18 protein-coding genes and 1 riboswitch are annotated in these 21,882 nt (G+C 43.1%); of the genes, 6 read left to right on the top strand and 12 right to left on the bottom strand.

Translation table 11 applies throughout. From position 1 onward, the window contains the following. Positions 1-33: 33 nt before the first annotated feature. The 4 genes from ABXS85_RS01075 to ABXS85_RS01060 all read right to left on the bottom strand — a co-directional run bounded on the left by ABXS85_RS01075 (position 34) and on the right by ABXS85_RS01060 (position 5,127). Complete coding sequence (locus ABXS85_RS01075; protein ID WP_353668202.1) at positions 34-1,128, bottom strand: HD domain-containing phosphohydrolase; 1,095 nt, start codon at positions 1,126-1,128, stop codon at positions 34-36. After that, complete coding sequence (locus tag ABXS85_RS01070; protein ID WP_353668201.1) at positions 1,125-3,536, bottom strand: ATP-binding protein; 2,412 nt, start codon at positions 3,534-3,536, stop codon at positions 1,125-1,127. Before ABXS85_RS01070 ends, ABXS85_RS01075 begins: the two co-directional genes overlap by 4 nt. Positions 3,537-3,543: 7 nt before the next feature. Beyond that, entirely contained in the window at positions 3,544-4,053 is a 510-nt protein-coding gene (locus ABXS85_RS01065; protein ID WP_353668200.1) for a molybdopterin-dependent oxidoreductase, read from the bottom strand. A 174-nt stretch (positions 4,054-4,227) separates the two neighbouring features. After that, a complete protein-coding gene (locus tag ABXS85_RS01060; protein WP_353668199.1) occupies positions 4,228-5,127 on the bottom strand; it encodes an aldo/keto reductase in 900 nt (299 codons plus the stop codon). Between the two features lie 146 nt (positions 5,128-5,273). Here ABXS85_RS01060 and ABXS85_RS01055 point away from each other — a divergent pair, with 146 nt between their 5' ends. Genes ABXS85_RS01055 through ABXS85_RS01045 form a run of 3 tightly spaced genes read left to right on the top strand, consistent with a single transcriptional unit; the run spans position 5,274 to position 8,055 of the window. Further along, positions 5,274-6,185 carry an ABC transporter substrate-binding protein gene (locus ABXS85_RS01055; protein WP_353668198.1) on the top strand — a complete coding sequence of 304 codons (912 nt, stop codon included), beginning with the start codon at positions 5,274-5,276 and terminating at the stop codon, positions 6,183-6,185. Beyond that, a complete protein-coding gene (locus ABXS85_RS01050; RefSeq protein WP_353668197.1) occupies positions 6,182-7,240 on the top strand; it encodes an iron ABC transporter permease in 1,059 nt (352 codons plus the stop codon). Before ABXS85_RS01055 ends, ABXS85_RS01050 begins: the two co-directional genes overlap by 4 nt. 20 nt (positions 7,241-7,260) lie before the next feature. Continuing rightward, a complete protein-coding gene (locus tag ABXS85_RS01045; RefSeq protein WP_353668196.1) occupies positions 7,261-8,055 on the top strand; it encodes a heme ABC transporter ATP-binding protein in 795 nt (264 codons plus the stop codon). A 101-nt stretch (positions 8,056-8,156) separates the two neighbouring features. On the opposite strand, the gene ABXS85_RS01040 is transcribed toward ABXS85_RS01045, so the two are convergent. Both ABXS85_RS01040 and ABXS85_RS01035 read right to left on the bottom strand, forming a co-directional pair. Beyond that, complete coding sequence (locus tag ABXS85_RS01040; protein WP_353668195.1) at positions 8,157-9,233, bottom strand: ChuX/HutX family heme-like substrate-binding protein; 1,077 nt, start codon at positions 9,231-9,233, stop codon at positions 8,157-8,159. 21 nt (positions 9,234-9,254) lie between these two features. Then, a complete protein-coding gene (locus ABXS85_RS01035; RefSeq protein WP_353668194.1) occupies positions 9,255-11,156 on the bottom strand; it encodes a TonB-dependent receptor in 1,902 nt (633 codons plus the stop codon). 312 nt (positions 11,157-11,468) lie between these two features. Between ABXS85_RS01035 and aroA the strand changes: the two genes are divergently transcribed. Beyond that, entirely contained in the window at positions 11,469-12,746 is a 1,278-nt protein-coding gene (aroA, locus tag ABXS85_RS01030; protein ID WP_353668193.1) for a 3-phosphoshikimate 1-carboxyvinyltransferase, read from the top strand. A gap of 58 nt (positions 12,747-12,804) precedes the next feature. Here aroA and thiH read toward each other — a convergent pair whose 3' ends face one another. From thiH to rsmI, 6 genes are all read right to left on the bottom strand, one after another. After that, complete coding sequence (gene thiH, locus ABXS85_RS01025) at positions 12,805-13,962, bottom strand: 2-iminoacetate synthase ThiH (RefSeq protein WP_353668192.1); 1,158 nt, start codon at positions 13,960-13,962, stop codon at positions 12,805-12,807. After that, a complete protein-coding gene (locus ABXS85_RS01020; protein ID WP_353668191.1) occupies positions 13,959-14,735 on the bottom strand; it encodes a thiazole synthase in 777 nt (258 codons plus the stop codon). Before ABXS85_RS01020 ends, thiH begins: the two co-directional genes overlap by 4 nt. Position 14,736: 1 nt before the next feature. After that, positions 14,737-14,934 carry a sulfur carrier protein ThiS gene (gene thiS / locus ABXS85_RS01015; protein ID WP_353668190.1) on the bottom strand — a complete coding sequence of 66 codons (198 nt, stop codon included), beginning with the start codon at positions 14,932-14,934 and terminating at the stop codon, positions 14,737-14,739. After that, entirely contained in the window at positions 14,934-16,454 is a 1,521-nt protein-coding gene (gene thiE, locus ABXS85_RS01010) for a thiamine phosphate synthase (protein WP_353668189.1), read from the bottom strand. The genes thiS and thiE overlap by 1 nt, the downstream gene beginning before the upstream one ends. Further along, entirely contained in the window at positions 16,451-18,442 is a 1,992-nt protein-coding gene (gene thiC / locus ABXS85_RS01005; protein WP_353668188.1) for a phosphomethylpyrimidine synthase ThiC, read from the bottom strand. Before thiC ends, thiE begins: the two co-directional genes overlap by 4 nt. A 178-nt stretch (positions 18,443-18,620) precedes the next feature. Beyond that, positions 18,621-18,725: riboswitch (TPP riboswitch) on the bottom strand. Positions 18,726-18,793: 68 nt separating this feature from the next. Next, complete coding sequence (rsmI, locus tag ABXS85_RS01000; RefSeq protein ID WP_353668187.1) at positions 18,794-19,660, bottom strand: 16S rRNA (cytidine(1402)-2'-O)-methyltransferase; 867 nt, start codon at positions 19,658-19,660, stop codon at positions 18,794-18,796. A gap of 112 nt (positions 19,661-19,772) precedes the next feature. Here rsmI and ABXS85_RS00995 point away from each other — a divergent pair, with 112 nt between their 5' ends. Next, positions 19,773-21,545, top strand: a complete 1,773-nt coding sequence (locus tag ABXS85_RS00995) for a penicillin-binding protein activator (RefSeq protein WP_353668186.1) — start codon at positions 19,773-19,775, stop codon at positions 21,543-21,545. Beyond that, positions 21,493-21,879, top strand: coding sequence for a YraN family protein (locus tag ABXS85_RS00990; protein ID WP_353668185.1), 387 nt, complete (start codon positions 21,493-21,495; stop codon positions 21,877-21,879). Before ABXS85_RS00995 ends, ABXS85_RS00990 begins: the two co-directional genes overlap by 53 nt. Positions 21,880-21,882 lie beyond the last annotated feature (3 nt).

Genomic DNA, 21,882 nt, shown 5'->3' with positions numbered 1-21,882 from the left:
TTCAAATCATTCCCGCTTTCTGTATTTCAGACTTTATTTTTGAACCAATTCCTGCTCTTTTTTTCGCCACTTCTCTTGAATATTTTTTAATTCATCTTTAATGGATAAAAACAAAGTAACCAATCTTGGGTCAAAATGGCCACCTGCGGAAGACTCAATATGTTCTAGTGCTTCTTCAATACTCCAGCTTTTCTTGTAAGAACGCTCCATAGTTAACGCATCAAACACATCCGCCATGGCAACGATGCGTGCTGACTCGGGAATCTTTTCACCCATTAAACCATAAGGATAACCACTGCCATCCCACTTTTCATGGTGTCCCAGTGCCGCTTCGGCAGCTAACTGAAACAAAGGTGCTTCACTTTTACTGAGAATTTTATGGCCTATTTGGGTATGGGATTTCATAATCTTCCATTCGTCTTCACTCAACTTATTAGGAGATTTCAAAATCGAGTGTGGAATGGCAACCTTTCCCGTATCGTGCATGGGTGCAGCTAGACGTAATAATTCAACTCGCTCCTCATCCCAACCCGCCGCCTTTGCTAAAGCCGCGCTGTAGTCCGCCATCCGCCACATATGAATACCTGTATCGGTATCGTTGAGATGCCCCATTTCACCTAGCATAGAAACAGCGGATTCCAAAGCATCATCTAACTCTTGAGTCCTTGAAGCAATAAGCGATTTGTTACGTTGGTCGTTTTCAGCCAATCTCAGATGTGTTTCCACCCGTGATAAAGTGGTAATAGGTGTGATGGGTTTGGTAATAAAATCCACGCAACCCACTTCAAACCCTTTAATCTCGTTCTCCACATCTGTTACTGCAGTTAAAAAGATCACCGGAATATCTGCCGTTTCAGGATTAGATTTGATAATTTCACACACCTCAAAGCCATTCATTTCAGGCATCATCACATCTAATAAAATAATGTCCGGCGTCTTATGAGCAATGATATCCAAAGCAGCACGACCACTTTTGGCCACCTGTACTTGATAGTGCTCAGACAAAATTTCTCTGAGCAAATCGATATTTCTTGGTACATCATCAACAATGAGTACTCTTTTCATACTGGTGTTTTGTGCTGTATTATCCATCGTCATATCTATTGGCTCTCGTCCGTACAAACTCATGAGAAATAGACTCTTCTAAATTCTTTCAGCCCTTTCATCGCATCTCGGAAATCGTATTCACTTATGTATTTCAGTACTTTTTCCAAAGCCTCTACTTGTTCTTTACGATACAACTGACGAATCAGTTGTTTTACTTTCGACTCCGATAGCACATCACCCGCCGCAAGCAGTTGTTCAATCTCATCCATTGCCAAACAAACCTGCTGTTGATCCAATTCAGCACTCGACGACGCTGAATCAGCTTGTGTCGCCGTTGCCAAAATTGCCATGGTCTTTTTTATTAGCAGCTGATGATCTAGTGGTTTATACATGACATCGTCGAAAAGTTGTTGCTTTCCTTGTTCCTCATCCACTTTCACCACATCGGCCGTCAGACACAGTATCTTCGGTGCATTATCAGCAAGAGCTTGCCTTATGGCTTGCGTTGCTTCATAGCCATCCATAACGGGCATTCTAATGTCCATCAATACTAGGTCATAATGTTCAGCTAACACCTTATCTAAGGCCTTTTTACCATCGTCCACCCAATCTACTTGGATACCAATTTTTTCATATATGGCTTTGACTATATTGGCGTTCACAAGGTTGTCTTCCGCCAACAAAATACGCTTATTAGTTACTGCAAAGCGTTGCAACCCATTCAAAGAGTCTTGCAGTGTATGTTGCGCTTTGCCAAACAACATAGCCTTATTCTTACTTCGTAACTCACTCACTTCTTTCGGCGTGACCAAAATGGAATAGGCTGCTCCCTCTTTAGGCAGGTCTTTCTTACAATAGATCGCGGCTTTGTCCTGTAGAGCCCGATATAAAAACGGAGACTGACTTTGCAACTGACTATAATAAGTGTAGCTGACCAGCACATGATTTTTTTCCGAATTCCAATCATTGTCAGCTAATAAATACTCACACTCTTCCGTAGATAAGAGGCTTGCTCCTTTAAACCTAGCCTCATGTAAAAAGTTTACTAAGTATTTATCTTCTGCAATTAACCACAATTTGTTCCTCGTTGAAGCTTTATTCACGGGGCGATAAGGTAGATTCACCCAAAATCGAGTGCCTTTACCAACTTGGCTTTGATAACCTATTTCACCACCCAACAATTCCACTAACTGACGTGTAATACTGAGTCCCAACCCTGTTCCACCATACATTCGAGTGGTACTGCTATCCGCTTGTTTAAATACTTCAAAGACATCCACGCCATTGGCAATTCCAACGCCAGTATCTTGTATTTCAATGCTTAAAGTCTTGCTATCTTGCAAATCAACCCTAACGTCTACTCTTCCCTCATGAGTAAACTTAATAGCATTGCCGATAAGGTTAACGAAGATTTGCTGCAGTCTGGTTTGATCTCCCAACAGTTGATCTTGAATTGAGAAATCACGATTCACACTAAAATGTATGTTATGTTCACGAGCAGATTCCACATTCACCTGATAGGCATACTGCAAAACCTGATCCAAACTAAATTTTGTCTCTTCCAATTCAACATGATCAGACTCCAATTTCGAAAATTCCAAAATGCTATTAATAATATGAAGCAGTCCGTCGGCTGAAGTTTTTATGTTTGCCACCTTTTCTTTGACTTTTTCTTCTAAATTTTCCTCTAACAATAAATAGCTAAAGCCTATAATAGCATTCATCGGAGTTCGAATTTCATGACTCATGGTGGCCATAAAATCGGACTTCACTTTTAAGGCGTCTTCCGCAACCTGAACCGCCGTTTCTAACTCATGGGTTAACTTCACGGATTTCCGATACGACTCTCTTGCAAGATGTAACTGCCTGAACAGTAAGTAAATAATGACCATCACAGTGATGGTTAACAAGGCAATCAAGCCAGCTAATTTGATAAACAAATCATAAGACACAGCTCGTCGTTCGACCTTTTCAGCAGACCGAATGGCCAAGGTATCCAACACAATAGTTTCCGTGGTAGACAAAATTTGATTGCTGTCCGTTAACAAAGTATCAATATCTACTGGATTCGTGTCGGCAAATAACAAGGCATCCATCTTGTCTAATTTTTTAGTCACAATCTCGATAACTTCTGCCGAATTGGGCTGTCTTAAAAACATTTCTCGTAGTTGACCAAACTTAATGACGTTCAGTCGACTATATAAAATATTAAAGCGGTTTCTTGCCTCTTCTAAACGTGACTCATTAGACACATCCTTATAAAGCGTTAAAGAATTTCTTAGCCTAAGCGCTTCTCTATCAAGCTGATAAGAGGCCCATAATGCGTCTTCTTCCACTGCGGACATAATGACTTTTTGTCGTTCTACCAGCTCATAAAAAATGCCCATAGCCGCAGCCATAAAAATCACCGCGGCACTGACGAAGATTAGAATGGGCGATGGTTTCTTAGTGAACATTTTTAGAGGATTAATTGAAGACAACAAGCTCATACATCACCTATTCAACAACAATAGACTTAATTTGCCATACAGAACGGTTATGAATGACTTCGTTGTTTAACTCGGGCATATCACTAAAAGGATATAGGATGAACAAGGGACCTTTATCTCGGACAGACATTGGCTTGCCATTCAGATCCATAGCCAATAGAACATCGTATTTAATGGCATCCTCAGCAGGCATTCTGGCACTGTAATCGTTCAGCGCAGATACTTTTAGTGTTTTACCCTGCGCTCCAACGGCTTTTAACACAGCACTGAGCATAGGCCCCTGATACAGATTTGAACCTTCCGTCCAAGGCGTTACGGTATCCAGATCAAAAAAACCAAGGTTTATTAACATCTCTCGATCAAATTGGGCGGTATCACCTAGATTGGTATGGGTAATTTTACCAGACACCGTCAAAATAACTTTGCCTTTAGGTTGTGCAAGGGTCTCAGCTTGAATACTGGTAGAGACAGACAACGCCAGAAAGAATGGCAAAAGGGAAAAAATAATGTGCTTCATGCAATACTCCGAGTATGGCTTAGTTCTTCAGAGTATATGTAAAGTAAATCGTCATTCCTCTAGGTGATTACGAAACGCTACGCTTTTTCAACCAAGCCATACAAAGGAAAACACAGAGTACGAAAAAAGCCGCTCTGAGCGGCTTTAAATAAGAGGTTACAACAAATAATAGGGTTATGGGACAGGCTGCCCCTGAGAAGCAATCCAGATACGAAACCAGTCATCATCACTCAAATCAATTTGAAGTGCTTCAACCGCACTTTGTAATCTCTCTATTTTACCTGAGCCCATAACAGGACAAATGCCAGCAGGATGTCGTAACAACCAAGCCACCACAAGCTGATCAACTGAAGCTGCCAAATCTTCCGCCATTTCATTGAGCAGGTTACGTACTCGCAATGCTTGCTCAGTTTGAGCGCCAAATAAATCACCACCAGAAAAAGGTGACCAAGCCATTGGCGTAACCGCATGCTGCTGCGCATGATCCAAACTACCATCCTCAAAATGCTGCAATGCAAGAGGCGATAGTTCAAGCTGATTAACAATCAAAGGAGCATCCATTCGCGATTGCAACAAGTCAAATTGCTGAGGCGTGAAATTCGACACACCAAAATGTTTCACCTTACCCAAGGTAAACAAGTGATCAAAAGCTTGTGCCACTTCATCAGCATCCATCAAAGGGCTAGGACGATGCAGCAACAATGTATCAATGTATTCACATTGCAGATTGTCTAATGATCTATCCACACTGGACAAAATATGCTCACTACGATAATCATAACGGTGCACTTTTATCTCAGGACGCTGCTCTGAGGGCAATAAAATACTGCATTTAGTAACAATCTCTATTTTGTCACGAAGTATTGGCTTGCGCATTAACGCTTTGCCAAATAACTCCTCGCACCGATAATCACCGTAAATATCCGCATGATCAAAAGTGGTCACACCGAGATGCAAACATTGCTCAATAAACGCCAATGTCTCTTGGTCAGACCAACCCCAATCTTGTAAACGCCAAAAACCTTGAGCGATACGAGATCCTTCAAAACCTAATGGATGATATTGATGTCTCATTAATTTTATCCTTTTTTTGAATCGGCTCATTCTAAGTAAGACACAGGGAAACTCAACTCAAATAGAGCTGATAGGAAATATAGAATTGACTTTCAATTGCAAGTAATTATCATTTACAGAAAATTTAAAATATTTGGGGAAACTTTATGAAGCCTTTATCCGCTTACCTATTCCGTCTATTACTCACTCTGATGATAACCTCTCCCCTATATGCTGCTGAACGTATTGCCGTTGCTGGAGGTTCCATAACAGAAATCCTATATAGGTTAGGAGAACAAGATAAAATCATCGCTGTTGACTCCACCAGCACATACCAAGCTGCAGACAAAAAACATCCATTATTAGGTTATGTTAGAAACATTTCCGTTGAAGGTTTGTTGTCCTTAAACCCAGACTTATTAATTGGCGAAAATGATACTGGTCCAAGCAAAGCATTAGAACAAGTAAGGGCAGTAGGTCTTAAAACCGTTATCATAGAAGAAGACGGCTCCATTCCCGCCATCAAAAAGAAAATTCGTGAAGTGGGTAAACTGGTGCAAGCCCAAGACAAAGCTGAGCAGTTAATTCAGGAAATTCAGCTCGACATTGATGCCCTCGAATACGCTAATAACAAGCAACAAGAAATCTCCGACGTAAAGCCTAAAGTACTCTTTCTGCTCACTCTACAAAATGGCTCCCCTATTGCAGCGGGTAATCATACTTCCGCTCACACAACGATAACGGCCGCTGGCGGTGACAACGCCCTGAAAAATGAAAAAGGTTGGGTAAAACTTTCTCCCGAAGCAGCCCTTGATCTCAATCCAGATGTGATTGTGGTCATGAATCGCCCAGACGCCCCCCTAGATGCAGTGGCGAAACTGGCCCACTTCAAATACACCAATGCAGTTAAAAATAACGCCGTATACAGTATTGATGGCGGCTATTTATTGGGCTTTGGACCAAGGACGCCACAAGCCATTGTTGAGCTGGGCACCATGATACATGATTCGTTTCCCCTGCCACCAGGTTATCAGTTTCGTTATGACAACCAGCAGAGCAATACTGGGCATGGCTCATGATGGACATGTTAACGCTGAGCGCTGAACGCAGTAAAAAGCAATTTATGGCCAAGCCATTTACCCTTGGCTTACTTTTAATGAGCGCCATTTTGTCCATCACAATCGGTGCTATGCCCTTGTCTTTTAGCCAAATATTTCAAGACTTAATGCACAAAGTCTCACAAGATTACACATTGAGCACCCATGTTTTATTAGAAATTCGCTTACCTCGTACCTTGCTGGCGATGGCCGTTGGAGCAGCACTAGGCATGTGCGGTGCCGCCATGCAAGCTTTGTTTCGCAATCCTTTAGCCGATCCGGGCTTAATAGGAGTGGCAGGAGGTGGGGCCTTCGGTGCTGTGGTCATTATTGTCTTAGGAAATAGCCTCTTTCCACATGCAATGTCCTATTTTGGCTCTTATGCTCTGCCAATAGGCGCTATGTTAGGTTGCCTTGGAGTGTGTGGCATTATCTATAAACTCAGTAACAGACAGGGCCAATTTACCATCATCACCCTATTATTGGCTGGCATTGCCGTGAATGCGATTGTCGGTTCTTTTATCGGCATCCTGACCCTTATCAGTACGGACGAAGAATTACGGGAATTAACCTTTTGGACCATGGGCAATCTTGGAGGGAATAACTGGTCCCTTACTTTACCTGTCATACTCTTGATTGCTATTAGCTTAATAGGTCTAAGCCGCCTCGCGAAACCTCTCAACCTTTACCTTTTAGGCGAAGCTCAAGCTCAGCACCTTGGGGTTCAGGTTGCTCAGCTCAAGAAACACGTGTTTTTTTTTACCGCCATAGCAATTGGTGCAGCCGTTTCTATTAGCGGTATGATCGGCTTTGTTGGCTTTGTCATTCCTCATCTTGTGCGCATTTTAATTGGCCCAGATCACAAGTATTTACTGCCGACTAGCATGTTATTAGGAGGCAGTTTTTTAACCCTCACAGATATCATTGCAAGGCTTGCCATTAGTCCAGCGGAAGTCCCTATTGGCTTAGTCACCAGCGCTTTAGGCGGCCCATTTTTTCTTTATGTGCTGTACAAACAAACTCAACGCTTGCATTAACTCATTTTAGGGTATCCATCATGTCAATTAGTACACATGACTTATCAATTTCATTTAACGGCAAACCTTGCCTAAGTAATGTTCAATTAACAGCTAAGTCTAATCAATTGACCATTTTAATTGGACCGAATGGCGCGGGAAAATCCACATTATTAAAAGCCTGTTGTGGTGATTTTGAGAAGGTAACAGATCAGGTTTATTTAAATGGTAAAAGCATCAATCACTATTCAGCAGTGCAACTTGCTCAAATCAGAGCGGTCATGACTCAGTCATATGACATGGGCTTTAGTTTTTCTGTGTATGAGATAGTTGCCATGGGATGTTATGCGTTCGAACATCTTATCTCTCGACAAGACAAAGCAAAAATAATCAAAGACGTTATGAATTACATGTCGATAGCGCATTTGAGTGAACAAAATTTTTTAACCCTGTCTGGAGGAGAAAAACAACGTACACAATTGGCTCGTGTACTGGCGCAACTTTGGTTTCCTTATCAGCAAGATACCCCGCGCTATCTACTCTTAGATGAACCCACATCTAGCCTAGATATTTTTCATCAGCACCATGTCCTATCTATTGCAAAAACCCTTACCCAGAGAAACATTGGCGTTTTGGCTGTCATTCACGATCTATCACTTGCCGCCAATTTTGCAGACCAATTAATCTTACTCAATCATGGTAAGGTGATAGCACAAGGCAATGCGAAAAACGTACTACAAAGACAAAACCTTGAGAAGGTGTATGGGATCAAAGGCGATTACTTTCACTCATCATCAAATACCCAACCCACAGTACTACTGGACGCCATTCAATAGCTCTGCTCTCCTCCAAACCAATATCACAATAAAAAGAGAGTGCGAATAAAAAAGAGCGCGTAAAGCGCTCTTTTTGTATTTTTTTCTTTTGATAGCCTTGATCAAGCCACTAGGGTAGCTTCCGCAACGGCACGCCAATCTAGATTTTCTGGACTTTTTTCCACTCTCTTACCAAAGAATTGCGCCACCTGACCTCCTGTTTCATCATACAATTCTAACGAAGTGATGATGCCATCAGAGGTCGGTTTTCTGATTAACCAACCACGGCTTATGCCGCTCATCAGTAAATGCAAGTTAAATTCCGGGTCGAGGATATTCAGCCAGTCGCCTTTTTCAACAATTGAATGAATCACTCCAGAGTGTATTTGAATGCCACCCTTATTACCCACAAAGCACATAATGGGCACCTGTTGCTCCGCTAAAGTCATCAGCACATCCTTTAACTTAGCAATATCAAAGGGCTGAGCGAACTCTTCACCGACCAAATCAAATGCTTGTTCTCGAGTGACGGTATGTTTCTTTAACAGGCCAACAAACTGGTGCACATCTGTCATAGCAGACCAGTCATGATACAAAGCTTGTTGATCCACTTCGACTGCCTTAGTGGCAGCTTCTTCCTCAGACCTTTTTACGATATCCAAGTGAGCTTGCTGATCAGGATGACGATATTTTGTCACCAATCTAGCATAGGCTTGCATATCACTCTTGTCTTGCAAAAAGAGCTTTTGAATTGCCACGCCATTTTCATCAAAAAACTGAAGACTAAAACGACTTCCATGACTCAGTGTTTCTCGAACGGCAAAACCATGCTTCCATTGCTTCAGAAACAAACGCAAATCAATGCGTTTATCCGCAGAGATGATTAACCCCATCCCCATAGGTCCGCCAATTTTGACATTATCATAAACACCTTTTCGCTCATGCACCGCATACTCATTACGCAGCAAAATCATGACATAGCCTAAACTTGGTAGATCTCTAAGCAAATTGGCAAAATCACTGTTTAAATAAAGACTTTGTACACCCAATTGTTGATGAAGCATTTCCGCTTCCGAGATAAGCAATTGTTCAGCGACATCACGCTGACGCATACTTGGCTGCTCTTGCTTCAGGGCGGCATACCTATCCTGCATTGAAGTATTATCAACGGCTCTGTCAAATAGTGTCTCAATGGACATAATGACTCCAAATTTTTCTAATTAAAAAGTGGAAGTAAGTGAAAGTTTGTAAGAGCGCCCGCTTTCAATATAACGTTCTGATTCTCTTGTCGGTTGGGTTGTCACAACCTTATCGGTTAAATTATTAATACCAAATCGCAATCTAGTGTTATCCAATATCTGCTTACTGATTCCTAAATCCGCCACAAAATAGCCATCAAGCACTTCAGTATTATCCTCGTTAGTAAACTGGTCACCGACGTAACGCGCTTGTGTATCAAGATCGAAACCTGAATAGACATCTTTATGAAGGTAATTGACTTTTATCAGACGATCCGCGCGATCCTCCAGTTCCAAACCAGTGGACTCATCTTCTGTATCCAGATAGGTGTAACTCAAGCTAAGTTTCTGAGACTCTGCATCATTAAATATCGACCAGGTGAACTCCACACCTTGTAAGATAGCGGATTCCACATTCTCATATTGTCTAATTTCGATACCAGTTGATGATATTATTTCTGTTTCTATTAGATCCTCTACATCAGAGCGAAACAGAGTAATGGCAGCTTGCGAATGCTTCTGCTGAAATGTTAGGCCTAGTTCAAGGGTTTTTGCCGTTTCTGGCTTCAGATCATCGTTTCCTAAATAGCGAGTTGGCCCTGCATTTACCACATAATTAGAAGACCCCTGACTGAGAGAAGGTGCAAGATAACTTTTACCATAACCTGCTTTAATACCCACAATCGGCGTCAGCTGTCTAAAAACACTCACCTTTGGACTCACCTCAGTGCCATATTTACTGTGATCATCAAAAGCCGCACTCACTGTAATACTCGTCTCGTCCGTCATCTTAAAAATATTTTGAGCAACAAAAGTAGTTGAATCGACCTTATCTTGGAAACTCGAGGTATCGTCGCGAATAGCTTCTTCTTCTCGATAATTTAAGCCAAGACTCAGATAATTTTTTTCATTTAAGTAACCTTGGGTATCCATAGCAAAATTATCTTCTTTAACCGTCCAATCCCGAGTGGCTTCAAGCACATTCGACTCACCAGTTGAATAAGAGAATGTACTTTCAAAATTGGCTATTTCGGTAAAATATTCAACAGTAAATACTTTGGTTTCCACGTCAGTATTGTCGTCTTCTTCTCCTGATGAATCGTATTCTTTACTCTTATCATCAGAATGTAGAGCACTGAGTTCAAAACGATCGCCATTATTTAAATCAACCCCCATTACAGCTTGATAATTTTTAAGGTCTTTAGACGATTGTAGACTGGCTAAATTGTCATTATCACGAATTTCATCTCTGTCGCTGGTTTGGCCAGAAATCAATAAATCTATATTTTCCGTTACTGCGCCAGAAGCAGACACACTCACTCCTTGACCGTCACCACCATTGGCATCGTCCATCACTTCCCCGTAAAGAGAAATCGAACCAGACCATTCAAGGGATGACTTTTTGGTAATGATGTTAATCACCCCTGCCAAAGCATCCGCCCCATACAAACTGGAGGCTGGTCCACGGATAATTTCAATTTTTTCAATATTCGCTAAAGGCACTAATCCATAACGATAAGATGGTTCTCTCGGTACGGAACGGTCTATATTTGGAATGCGTTTGCCATTTATTAAAATCAATACTTGATCCGTACCAAAGCCTCTTATTTGAGCCGCTGGCGACGGATTCACATAGGTGGAAATGAGTTGAACACTAGGAGACAAATTTACTACATCCGCCAAATCAGTAGCGCCACTGGCTTGTATATCTTCAGCCGTAATTACACTCACTGAACCAGAATAATCATTTTGATCAACAGGCGCTTTAGCAGAAATAATCAAGGAATCCAGATCAACATCTGTTGCTTCATCCGCCAATAGGGTATTTGCTGTAATGACACAACCAGATATCAGAATGGCTAACTTTGTTTTATTTATCTTCATTTTTTAAAACCTAAGAAAGTTGAAAGATGATGTACAACTTGCTTTCCCTGCAACCCTTAATATAAATGATAATGATTAACATCATTATTATCAACAATATCTTTACACATATCTCTCAATAGGTTTTTTCTGCAAATGACATCATTCAACATCCTAGGTATACTAGCTCGCATTCAAGACGGATCTCTTTACACTGAGAAACGCGACCACTTACAGACGGGATAAGCATTTGAGCTAACTTTACCTTTCAATCTATACAGCCTTTAAGGCGCTCAATAACAAATAACCTAAACCACTGTGATGGACTAATTCATGAATTCTTTAACTCTTGGCCCTTTCACTCAGGCCAATGGCGAAATCCAAATACCTGGCTCAAAGAGTCTTTCAAATCGCATTTTATTGCTGGCCACCCTTGCCAAAGGTACGACCAAAATCACCAACCTGCTGGACAGTGACGACATTAGGCACATGTTAAACAGTCTAACCAAGTTAGGGGTTCATTATCGTTTAGAAGATCAAGGAACTACCTGCATTCTTGAAGGTTTAGCAGGCCCTATCAAAGCGGATAAAGCAGATCTTTTCTTAGGTAATGCAGGCACCGCAATGCGCCCATTAACAGCGGCCTTGTGTTTAGGTGAAGGGGAATTTTTATTGCACGGTGAGCCTCGTATGCACGAACGCCCTATCGGTGATCTAGTGGATGCTCTGCAATCTCTTGGTGTTGATATTCAATACCAAGGAGAGGTGAATTACCCCCCTTTGCTCATCAAGGCAAATGGCTTACAAGGTGGCGAAGTATCCATCAAAGGCAATATTTCCAGCCAATTCCTGACGGCCATTTTGATGAGCGCCCCTTTGGCAAAACAGGATTTGACCATCAAGGTGGATGGTGAATTGGTATCTAAACCCTACATAGACATCACCCTACACGCTATGAAGCAATTTGGTGTTGAAGTGGAAAACCAAAATTATCAAGCCTTTATCGTGAAAGGCCAGCAAACTTACCAAAGCCCTGGCGTAATCATGGTGGAAGGTGACGCTTCTTCGGCTTCTTACTTTCTTGCCGCCGCCGCCATTGCAGGTGGCAAAATCAAGGTGCATGGCGTTGGTACAGACAGCATACAAGGTGATGTTAAATTTGCCGAAGTACTGGAAAAAATGGGGGCTAAGATTACCTATGGCCCAACTTGGATTGAAGCAGAGCACGACACACTAAAAGGCGTGGATTTGGACATGAACCACATTCCTGATGCAGCCATGACCATTGCGACCACAGCTCTTTTTGCAGAAGGCACCACCAGCATACGCAATATCTATAACTGGCGAGTGAAGGAAACCGATCGTTTATCCGCCATGGCAACCGAGTTGAAGAAGTTAGGAGCGGAAGTCGTTGAAGGAGAAGATTTCATCACCGTCACGCCCGTTAAACAACTTAAGCATGCAGCAATTGATACCTACAATGACCACCGCATTGCCATGTGTTTTTCATTGGTAGCCTTTTCAGATACTCCCGTCACCATCAATGATCCTGGCTGTACCTCTAAAACCTTTCCAACCTACTTCGACTTGTTTGCTAAGGTAACGCGCTAATCTATTAAATGGCCTGCTGATAGCAGCAGGTCATTTATTTTTAAACGATTACAACACCTTATATTGTACTTAACGCCGGATCCCAGTCTTTCCAGATTACCTGCCGACCTTGCTGTTCAATCATAGCGGCAATTTCTTGAACGGATCTGTCATCGCTGATTTCAAATTGTTCAAGTGCTGACTGTGATTCCTCAGCGTACCCCCCCGGTTGAGTTTTCGATTCCGCACTCATGGTGGTAAAACCCATGCGTATGGCATGATGGCGAAACTCTGGTGATTCGCGAGTGGACAAACTCATCTCCAAATCCCCATCGAATAAACGCCACGCCGCAATTAACTGAATCAACTGTCGATCACTGATCACAGACTTGGGCTCGATGCCCCCTTCACAAGGTCGAATGCGTGGAAAGGCGACACTAAAACGACTACGCCAATAATGCTTTTGCAAATGCCGCAAGTGATACGCCATCATCAATGAATCGGTTCGCCAATCTTCCAAACCCAACAAGACTCCCAAGCCAATCTTATGAATATGCACTTGTCCAAGCCTATCAGGGGCGTCCAATCGGTAATTGAAGTTGGCTTTATTGCCGCGCAAATGATGCTGTAAATAGGTCGAACGACGATAGGTTTCTTGGTACACCAATACAGCATCCAACCCTAGTTTACGGAGCGCTTGATACTCTTGTGTTTGAAGGGGCTGAACTTCCATAGAAAGCTGACTAAAATGCGGTTTAATACGCGGTAACATGCGCTCAAAATACGGCATCGAGACCTTATTCGTTTCCCCTGTGACCAGCAAAATATGATCAAAGCCTTTGCCTTTAATGGCAGCGATTTCTGCGTCTAATTGCTGCTCATTAAGGGTTAAACGACGTATCGCGTTGGACATGGAAAAACCGCAGTAAGTACATTCATTGGCACAAGTATTGGACAAATATAAAGGCGCAAACAAACTTAAAGTATTGCCAAACCTTTGCTGAGTTATTCGCTCACTCTTGGTCAACATGGTCATCAAATAAGGTTCGGCAGCAGCTGAAATCAGCGCAGCAAAATCGTCCACATTGAGCTTTTGCTTAGTTAACGCTAACTCCACATCGGCGGCCGTTTTCTGCTGATGCAGTTGACTCACTTGCTGCCAATCCATGCTTTCCAACACAGCACTAAAGTGTCCTTGAATGGCTGGACTCTGCTCAATCAAACGTATTTTACTCATGACAAAGCACCGACAAACTCAGTCAATGGACTGGTGGCGACCGCGACCATGCCCTTCTCTCCTAACCCGGCTTCAAACGCCATGCGACCTGACATCACTGCCATTTGAAAGGCTTTTGCCATCTGTTCAGGTTGCGTGGCAACCGCCATGGCCGTATTGACCAATACGGCATCAGCCCCAATTTCCATGGCCAACGCCGCATCCGAGGGAGCCCCTATGCCCGCATCCACAATCACAGGCACATTAGCTTGCTCTATGATGATTTCAAGAAAGGGACGGCTGGCCAACCCCATGTTCGAGCCAATGGGGGAACCCAATGGCATGACACACTGACAACCCACTTCTTCGAGTCGTTTACATAGAACAGGATCGGCATGCACATAAGGCATCACCACAAAGCCTTTTTGCACCAAGCGCTTCGCTGCCAATAAAGTTTCATGCCCATCTGGCATGAGGTATCGGGGATCAGGATGAATTTCCAGCTTTATCCAATGAGTCTGTAACGCCTCTCTTGCCAACTCAGCAGCGAAAACCGCTTCGTCCGCGTTCCTCGCTCCTGACGTATTAGGCAATAACTTAATTCCCATCCCTTGCAAAGGCTTTAGTATGTCATCCGAATGTCGTTTCAAATCCATTCTGCGGAGCGACAAGGTAACCAATTCCGTTCCACTGGCGGTTAAGGAACACGTCATATTCTCTGCGTTGGCGTATTTTCCTGTGCCGGTGAACAAACGCGAAGAAAAAGTATGATCAGCAATCGTTAAAGCTTGCATCTTAGCCTCCTGCAATGGATTCAAAAATAAAGACTCTGCTTTCTGGCATGAGCAAAGTCGATTGCCACGCACTGCGAGCAATGACAGTTTGATCAATCGCTACTGCTATTCCTTGCCCTTCTTTTTGCAAATCTTCTATTAAATCCTGCACATTGACACCATGAAATTCATAGGCACTATCGTTAATAAAAATATTCATTACGCCTCCTGTTGCGCTTCTTCAAAAAGTTGCATTAACTTATTGGTCGCTTCAACCGGATGCTCCGCTTGAGTAATAGCAGAAACCACGGCGACACAGTTCACTCCTGTCTGCGCAACAGAGGCAAAACCTTGTTGATTAATGCCTCCAATGGCCACGCAGGGAAAAGCCTCTTTTAGCAAGTTTGCATAAACCTGTAAGCGCATCACACCTTGAGGCTGTGACGGCATGTCTTTGGTTTGTGTTGGGAAAATATGACCGAGTGCTATATAGCTTGGCTGAAAGTTTTTCGCACGCGCAATTTCAAAATAACCATGAGTACTTATGCCAAGGCGCAGTCCTGCGGCTTGTATGGCCTGTAAATCCGCTGTCATTAAGTCCTCTTGGCCAAGATGAACACCATAGGCACCAAACTCAATGGCCTTTTGCCAATAATCATTGATATAAATTTGTGCTTGGTATTCTTGACCTAACTGGATGGCCTCTCTAATCTGGTCATCTAAATCGGATGAGTTTGACTCTTTAATTCTAAGCTGAGCAACCTTAACACCTTGTTTGAGCACTAAAGCCAACCATGACACCGAATCCACCACAGGATATAACCCATAGAACCCCTGCTGTGCAGACGCAAAGCTTTCCATTGGCAAAGGCATTTTTGAGGTAGAAAGGATCTCAGGAAAATCATCCAGTTTGGATGGCCAACCCGGGCGCCCTAAGGGCCCGGCACCTTGACCAATTTGCACACCCGATTTAAGTGCACCTGTAATATAGGCTTTTGCCAAGGTGATTGCGTCTTCTAGGGCATAACCATGAGCAAGAAAGCTAGCCAACGCCGTGGACAAGGTACAACCTGTGCCACGCGTATTATGTACCCTTAAGCGAGGCGAGCTAAAACCGTGAATCTCTTCTCCCTTAAACCACCAATCCGTAGCGGATGCATCATCAGAATGACCTCCCTTGAGTAACCAGCTCAACTGATTTACACCAAATAGTTCGATCATAGATTGTGCCAAAGTATGAGGGTTTGACTGGCCCAACAAGCCAGTCAAGGCCTCAAACTCCATCAAATTGGGCGTGATGATGTCCACATGAGGTAGCATGATAGTCAGTAAATTCTCTGCAGCATTGTCTTGCTGTAAGCGATTTCCCGCTTCACTACTGGCCGCCATAACAGGGTCAAACACCACCTTGATGTTTGGTTGCTGTCTTTTCATGCGCGACAACCATTCACTACAGGCTTTCACCAACTCTGGTGTCGGCAACAAACTCACTTTAATGGCATCAGGCAACACATCGTCCAAGAGGGTTTGCCACTGTCCATCGAACATGGACAAGCTCACGGGTTCCACCAGATCTACTCGTTTGGAATTTTGCGCCGTAGTACAGGTCACTATGGTTTGCACGTGACAAGACAAATCCTGTCCGGTACGTAAATCCGCTTGCAAACCCGCATGAGCAGAGGAATCAGAGCCGCCAACACACCAGACTATCGGCGGTCTTGTTTGGCTTGCTTGACTCATTTTGTTTCCGCCTTGGCTTGCGCTTCATCCAATTTATCCGTTGTTAAATAAACATCACTGCCTAATTCGCGGAACTGCTCAGACATTTGCTCCATACCAAGCAGTGCCTCATTATCTTGCAGCGCCGCGACATTAATGACTTGTTTATCTTCATGCTTTTCTAAGCCGGCAGCGTAATCACGTACTTCTTGAGTGATTTTCATTGAACAGAACTTAGGCCCACACATAGAACAAAAATGCGCAACTTTACCCGAGGCTTGCGGCAAGGTTTCATCGTGATAAGCACGAGCGGTTTCTGGGTCCAGCGCCAGATTAAATTGATCTTCCCAACGGAACTCAAAACGCGCTTTCGACAACGCATTGTCTCTTACTTGTGCACCAGGATGACCTTTGGCCAGATCCGCAGCATGAGCGGCAATCTTATAAGTAATCAAACCTTGCTTAACGTCTTCCTTGTTTGGCAAGCCTAAATGTTCTTTGGGTGTGACATAGCACAACATGGCACAACCATACCAACCAATCTGCGCCGCACCAATTCCAGAAGTAATGTGGTCATAACCCGGTGCGATGTCCTGTGTTAACGGGCCAAGGGTATAAAACGGTGCTTCATGACAATGCTCTAGCTGTTCCGTCATGTTCTCCTTAATGAGCTGCATTGGCACATGGCCAGGGCCTTCGATCATGACTTGTACATCATATTCCCAGGCGATTTTGGTCAGCTCACCCAAGGTTCTCAACTCAGACATTTGCGCTTCATCGTTGGCGTCCATGATGGAGCCAGGGCGTAACCCATCACCAAGGGATAAGGCCACATCATAGGCCGCACAAATTTCACAGATGTCACGAAAACGCTGATACAAGAAGCTCTCTTGGTGGTGCGCAAGACACCATTTCGCCATAATAGAGCCACCACGAGAAACAATGCCAGTAAGACGTTTTGCCGTCATAGGAACGTATCTTAATAACACACCTGCATGAATGGTAAAGTAGTCTACCCCCTGCTCTGCCTGTTCAATCAAGGTGTCGCGAAACACTTCCCAATTCAAGTCTTCAGCAATGCCATTTACTTTTTCTAGCGCCTGATAAATCGGCACTGTACCAATAGGCACAGGAGAATTACGTAAAATCCATTCGCGGGTTTCGTGAATGTTTTTCCCTGTCGATAAATCCATCACAGTGTCGGCTCCCCAACGAGTCGACCAAACCAGTTTTTCCACCTCTTCTTCAATGGAAGAAGTCACAGCCGAATTGCCTATGTTGGCGTTTACTTTGACCAAGAAGTTACGCCCTATGATCATAGGCTCAGATTCAGGATGATTAATATTGTTAGGGATAATGGCCCGGCCTTTAGCGACTTCATCTCGAACAAACTCCGGGGTGATTTTGTCTTGTAAATTCGCTCCAAAACTCTGGCCAGGATGCTGTTTCAACAAGAGTTCACTCTTGATGGCTTCAAGATTTTGATTTTCGCGAATGGCAATGTACTCCATTTCTGGGGTAATAATGCCTTGCTTGGCATAATGCATCTGAGTAACACACTTACCTTGACGAGCACGCCTTACTTTAGGCAAATGCTGGAATCTCAGTTCATCAAGACGCTCGTCATCTAACCGAGACTGGGTAAAAGTAGAGCTCACTTGCGTTAAAAATTGCGTATCTTGGCGAGCCTCTATCCATTCATTGCGAATCGCTTTAATGCCCTGGTACACATCAATTTTTTCTTGTGGATCACCATAAGGGCCTGAACAATCATAAACATAAACCGCCTCGTTCGGTTCAAAGGTCAAGTTATCAGGATCCGAGCCAATCGGCGTATCGGTAAGATTAATTTTACGCATCGGCACACGAATGGAAGCATCTGTACCCATGAGGTAAATGCGCTCTGACGCTGGAAAAGGCTTGGCTTGTAAGGACTCAATAAAAGCCTTAGCAGCAAGACGAGACGCTTCGCGAGAAGACTTATTTGGTTTTTTGTTTTGGTTCGACATGAGCATTTCCCTTATAAATAGATGGAGAATTGCTTGTCTGGGGTGCTGGTTTAGCCAAAGTTCTGCGACAAACTTATGACAAAAAAAAGAAATCCTGAATCGAAAATTAAATTTCATGCGACTGACAGCATCAAATTTACCTTTGCAAAACAGGAGTTCATTCGATGCAGAAAAGAAATAGTGTGACTTTCTTGTTTCCTACGCGGGTGTTAACCCGATCAGGTTCTGCGGATCCCGCACTCAATTGTGCGATCTCAGCCAAATGGCACTCCGACAAGTAGCATTGAGTATACGGATTCAAATGTCTCTGTAAACTCTTCTGAAAGGAAATGTTTGATATGATAGAGTCAGTTATTCACCTTCTTGCATCTTCAAGGCAAGCTTATACAAGGGGTTTTTCTTACCACCTGTCAACTTAGCAGCGATGGCAGCTGCTTGTTTTACCGAGACGTTCTCTTCTAGAAGGATTGTAAGAATACGTTTGGCGTCCTCTTCTTCATCCGCATGATCCGGTTTGACTATGTTAAGCATTACCACAAACTCACCTTTCAACTGATTCGCATCTTGAGTGAAACGGTCGAGAATCTGGTTGGGCGTTCCAGATAAAAAGGTTTCAAAGGTTTTGGTGATTTCTCTCGCCAACACCACACTAACTTGATCACCGTATACAGTTTGCAAATCCTTCATAGAGTCTTCAATACGGTGCGTCGATTCATAAAACACTATAGTGCCAACTTGTTGTCGCCATGACTCAAACACATCAGTGCGAGCTTTTGATTTAGCCGGCACAAAACCTGCAAAAAAGAATTGATCTGTGGGTAAACCTGAAGCAGAGAGAGCGGCAATCAAAGCACTCGCACCTGGCACTGGTACTACTTTGTGATCTAGATCACGCAGAATGGATACCAAATGATAACCAGGATCAGAAATTAATGGGGTGCCAGCGTCAGATACCAGCGCGACATTCTTGCCTTCATTTAATAGGCTTGCAACGTATTCTGCTTTGTCTTTCTCATTATGATCGTGCAGTGAAAATAACTTGCCTTCAATACCAAAATGATTCAATAAACGGCGGCTGTGACGGGTATCTTCTGCGGCGATATAGTCAACATCTCGTAAAGTTTGCTCGGCTCGCTTGGTAAAGTCGTCCAAATTGCCAATTGGTGTCGCAACAATGTACAGCGACCCTCTCACATCATCATTAGTATGTGATACCATGTTTCCTCTTTCATTTGTCATTTGTAAGATTATGAGCCTAACCAATTATCGCATCATATCATTAACCTTATGTGCATTTCTGCTCAGTGCATGTAACTCAGCAAACTTAAATATGCCTCAGCAGACTTCTGCTTTGGTGAAAGGTGATAAAAAAGCCTCTGACAACACGCCACCCCCGAGCATTTATCAACCTTATAAGCCCAATAACAGCAAAGTCATTAGTGCGGCTTATGAACAGGCTTTACAAAATTATCAAGATGGCGCCTATGTTCAAGCCATTTCGATTCTCGAAAAGTCCGTACTTAACAAAACCTCTTCGTTACAATTCGATGCGTATCTGCTGGCCGCTAAAATCAATGCACAACTTGATAATGCCCTAGATGCTTTTCTATTGCTCAACAAAGCGGATCAGCTGACAGCAGCACGGCACCCTGACAAGCAAAACCAAATCACAGAGACACGCGCTAGTATTCTTGAGCATTTTGGTAATTGGCCAGAAGCAGTTAAGTTAAGAATGGCGTTGAGTTACAGCTTGCCATTGGATGAAATACAGGCCAATCAAGACAAACTTTGGCTGGCTATTCAAAACTTAACAGAAAATGAAATAGAGAGCCTATATCAGGCTCAACAGCCTATTTTGAATGGTTGGCTCACCATCAGTAATATCTTGCGAGATCAATCTTTGTCGATTGAGCAACAACTTGCCACCTTTCAAAATTGGCAACAAAGAAACACCAGTCACCCTGCGGCAATCACGCCACCGCAAGATTTTAAATTGATGGCGTCAATCGAAGACATGGCACCACAAAAAGTGGTTCTAATGCTACCAATGTCAGGCAAACTGAAACGTGCTTCCCAAGCCGTTGTCGATGGCTTTTTTGCCACTTATTACAATCAAAAAGAAAAACGCCCTCAGGTGAATATAGTCAATACTGACCAATACCCTGACATTATAGATGCATTAACAGCCGCGAATAACATGGCACCTGATATCATAATTGGTCCGTTAGAAAAAAATAATGTGGCAAAAATAAGTCGTACAGAGTTACCCTATCCTGTCATCACTTTGAATCAATTGGATGTTAATCAGGCTGCCAAAAATTTATTTCATTTCTCATTAAGTGCAGAAGACGAAATACATGAGTTGATCAATTTTGCTAAACAAGAAGGGGCCACTAAGGCTGCTGTACTCAGTACACAAGATACCTGGGCGCTGAAGCAAAATGATGAATTTCTTACCGCAGCCGAACAAGAACACGTCACTGTTACATCAGCGCAATCATACGCCAACACGCCTCAAGGTCGTCAAAATGCGGTACAAAAACTGCTTCTCATTAATGAAAGTTATGCGCGAAAAAACCTCATTGAGAAATGGACTGGTCATCAGGTCGATGCCATCGCTCGTCCACGTCAAGATTTAGATTATGTGTTTTATGTTGGCAAGCTAAACGATGCTAAACAGATTCGCCCCCTATTAGACTTCTATTTCGCTGCTTCTGTACCCATGCTCTCAACCAGTAACTTGAATGACAGCCCTCCTGATAGAAACACTAAAGCCGAAGACATTGAGCGTATTTTATTTACTGAACTACCAGCACTTTCTGGCAGCAACAAAAACGCTAGTGCTTTACCTCCAAGTCCAGGCTCAAATATTTTGCGCCGCCTGCAAGCACTCGGAGCAGATTCCTATTTGTTGGCTAACAAATATCAATTGTTTGCCTTGCTCAAGAGTACACGTATTTCTGCCAATACTGGCATCATTACCATGGATGATAATGGCGTGTTTCACAAACGTCCTGAAATTATGACGTACCGAAGAGGGAATTTGGTCTATGCGCGCAGTAAGCAATTTTTTGAGAAAGAGGAAGAAACTAACCAAGACTAGTGGACAAAAAGCAGAGCAATTTGCCGAAGCTTTCCTTTGTCGACAAGGACTCATTTTCGTAGCGCGAAATTTTTTTTGTCGAACAGGTGAAATAGATTTAATCTTCCGCGATCAACAAACCTATGTTTTTGTCGAAGTGAGATTTCGCGCAGATCTGACGCACGGATCAGCCGCTGAAAGCTTGGCTCAAAGTAAGCTTAATAAAGTAAGAAATAGCGCAGCATTGTGGCTACAAAAAAACAACAAACTAGACCAGTCTAGTCGTTTCGATACTGTACTATTTGATATAGAAATAGACGAACAACATTTAACCTGGCTTAAAGCAGCATTTTAATTA

This window comes from Marinomonas sp. THO17, assembly GCF_040436405.1.
In the GTDB taxonomy this organism is placed as follows: Bacteria; Pseudomonadota; Gammaproteobacteria; order Pseudomonadales; family Marinomonadaceae; genus Marinomonas.
Note: the sequence above shows the minus strand (reverse complement) of the source record. Positions and strands in the feature narration are given on the sequence as shown.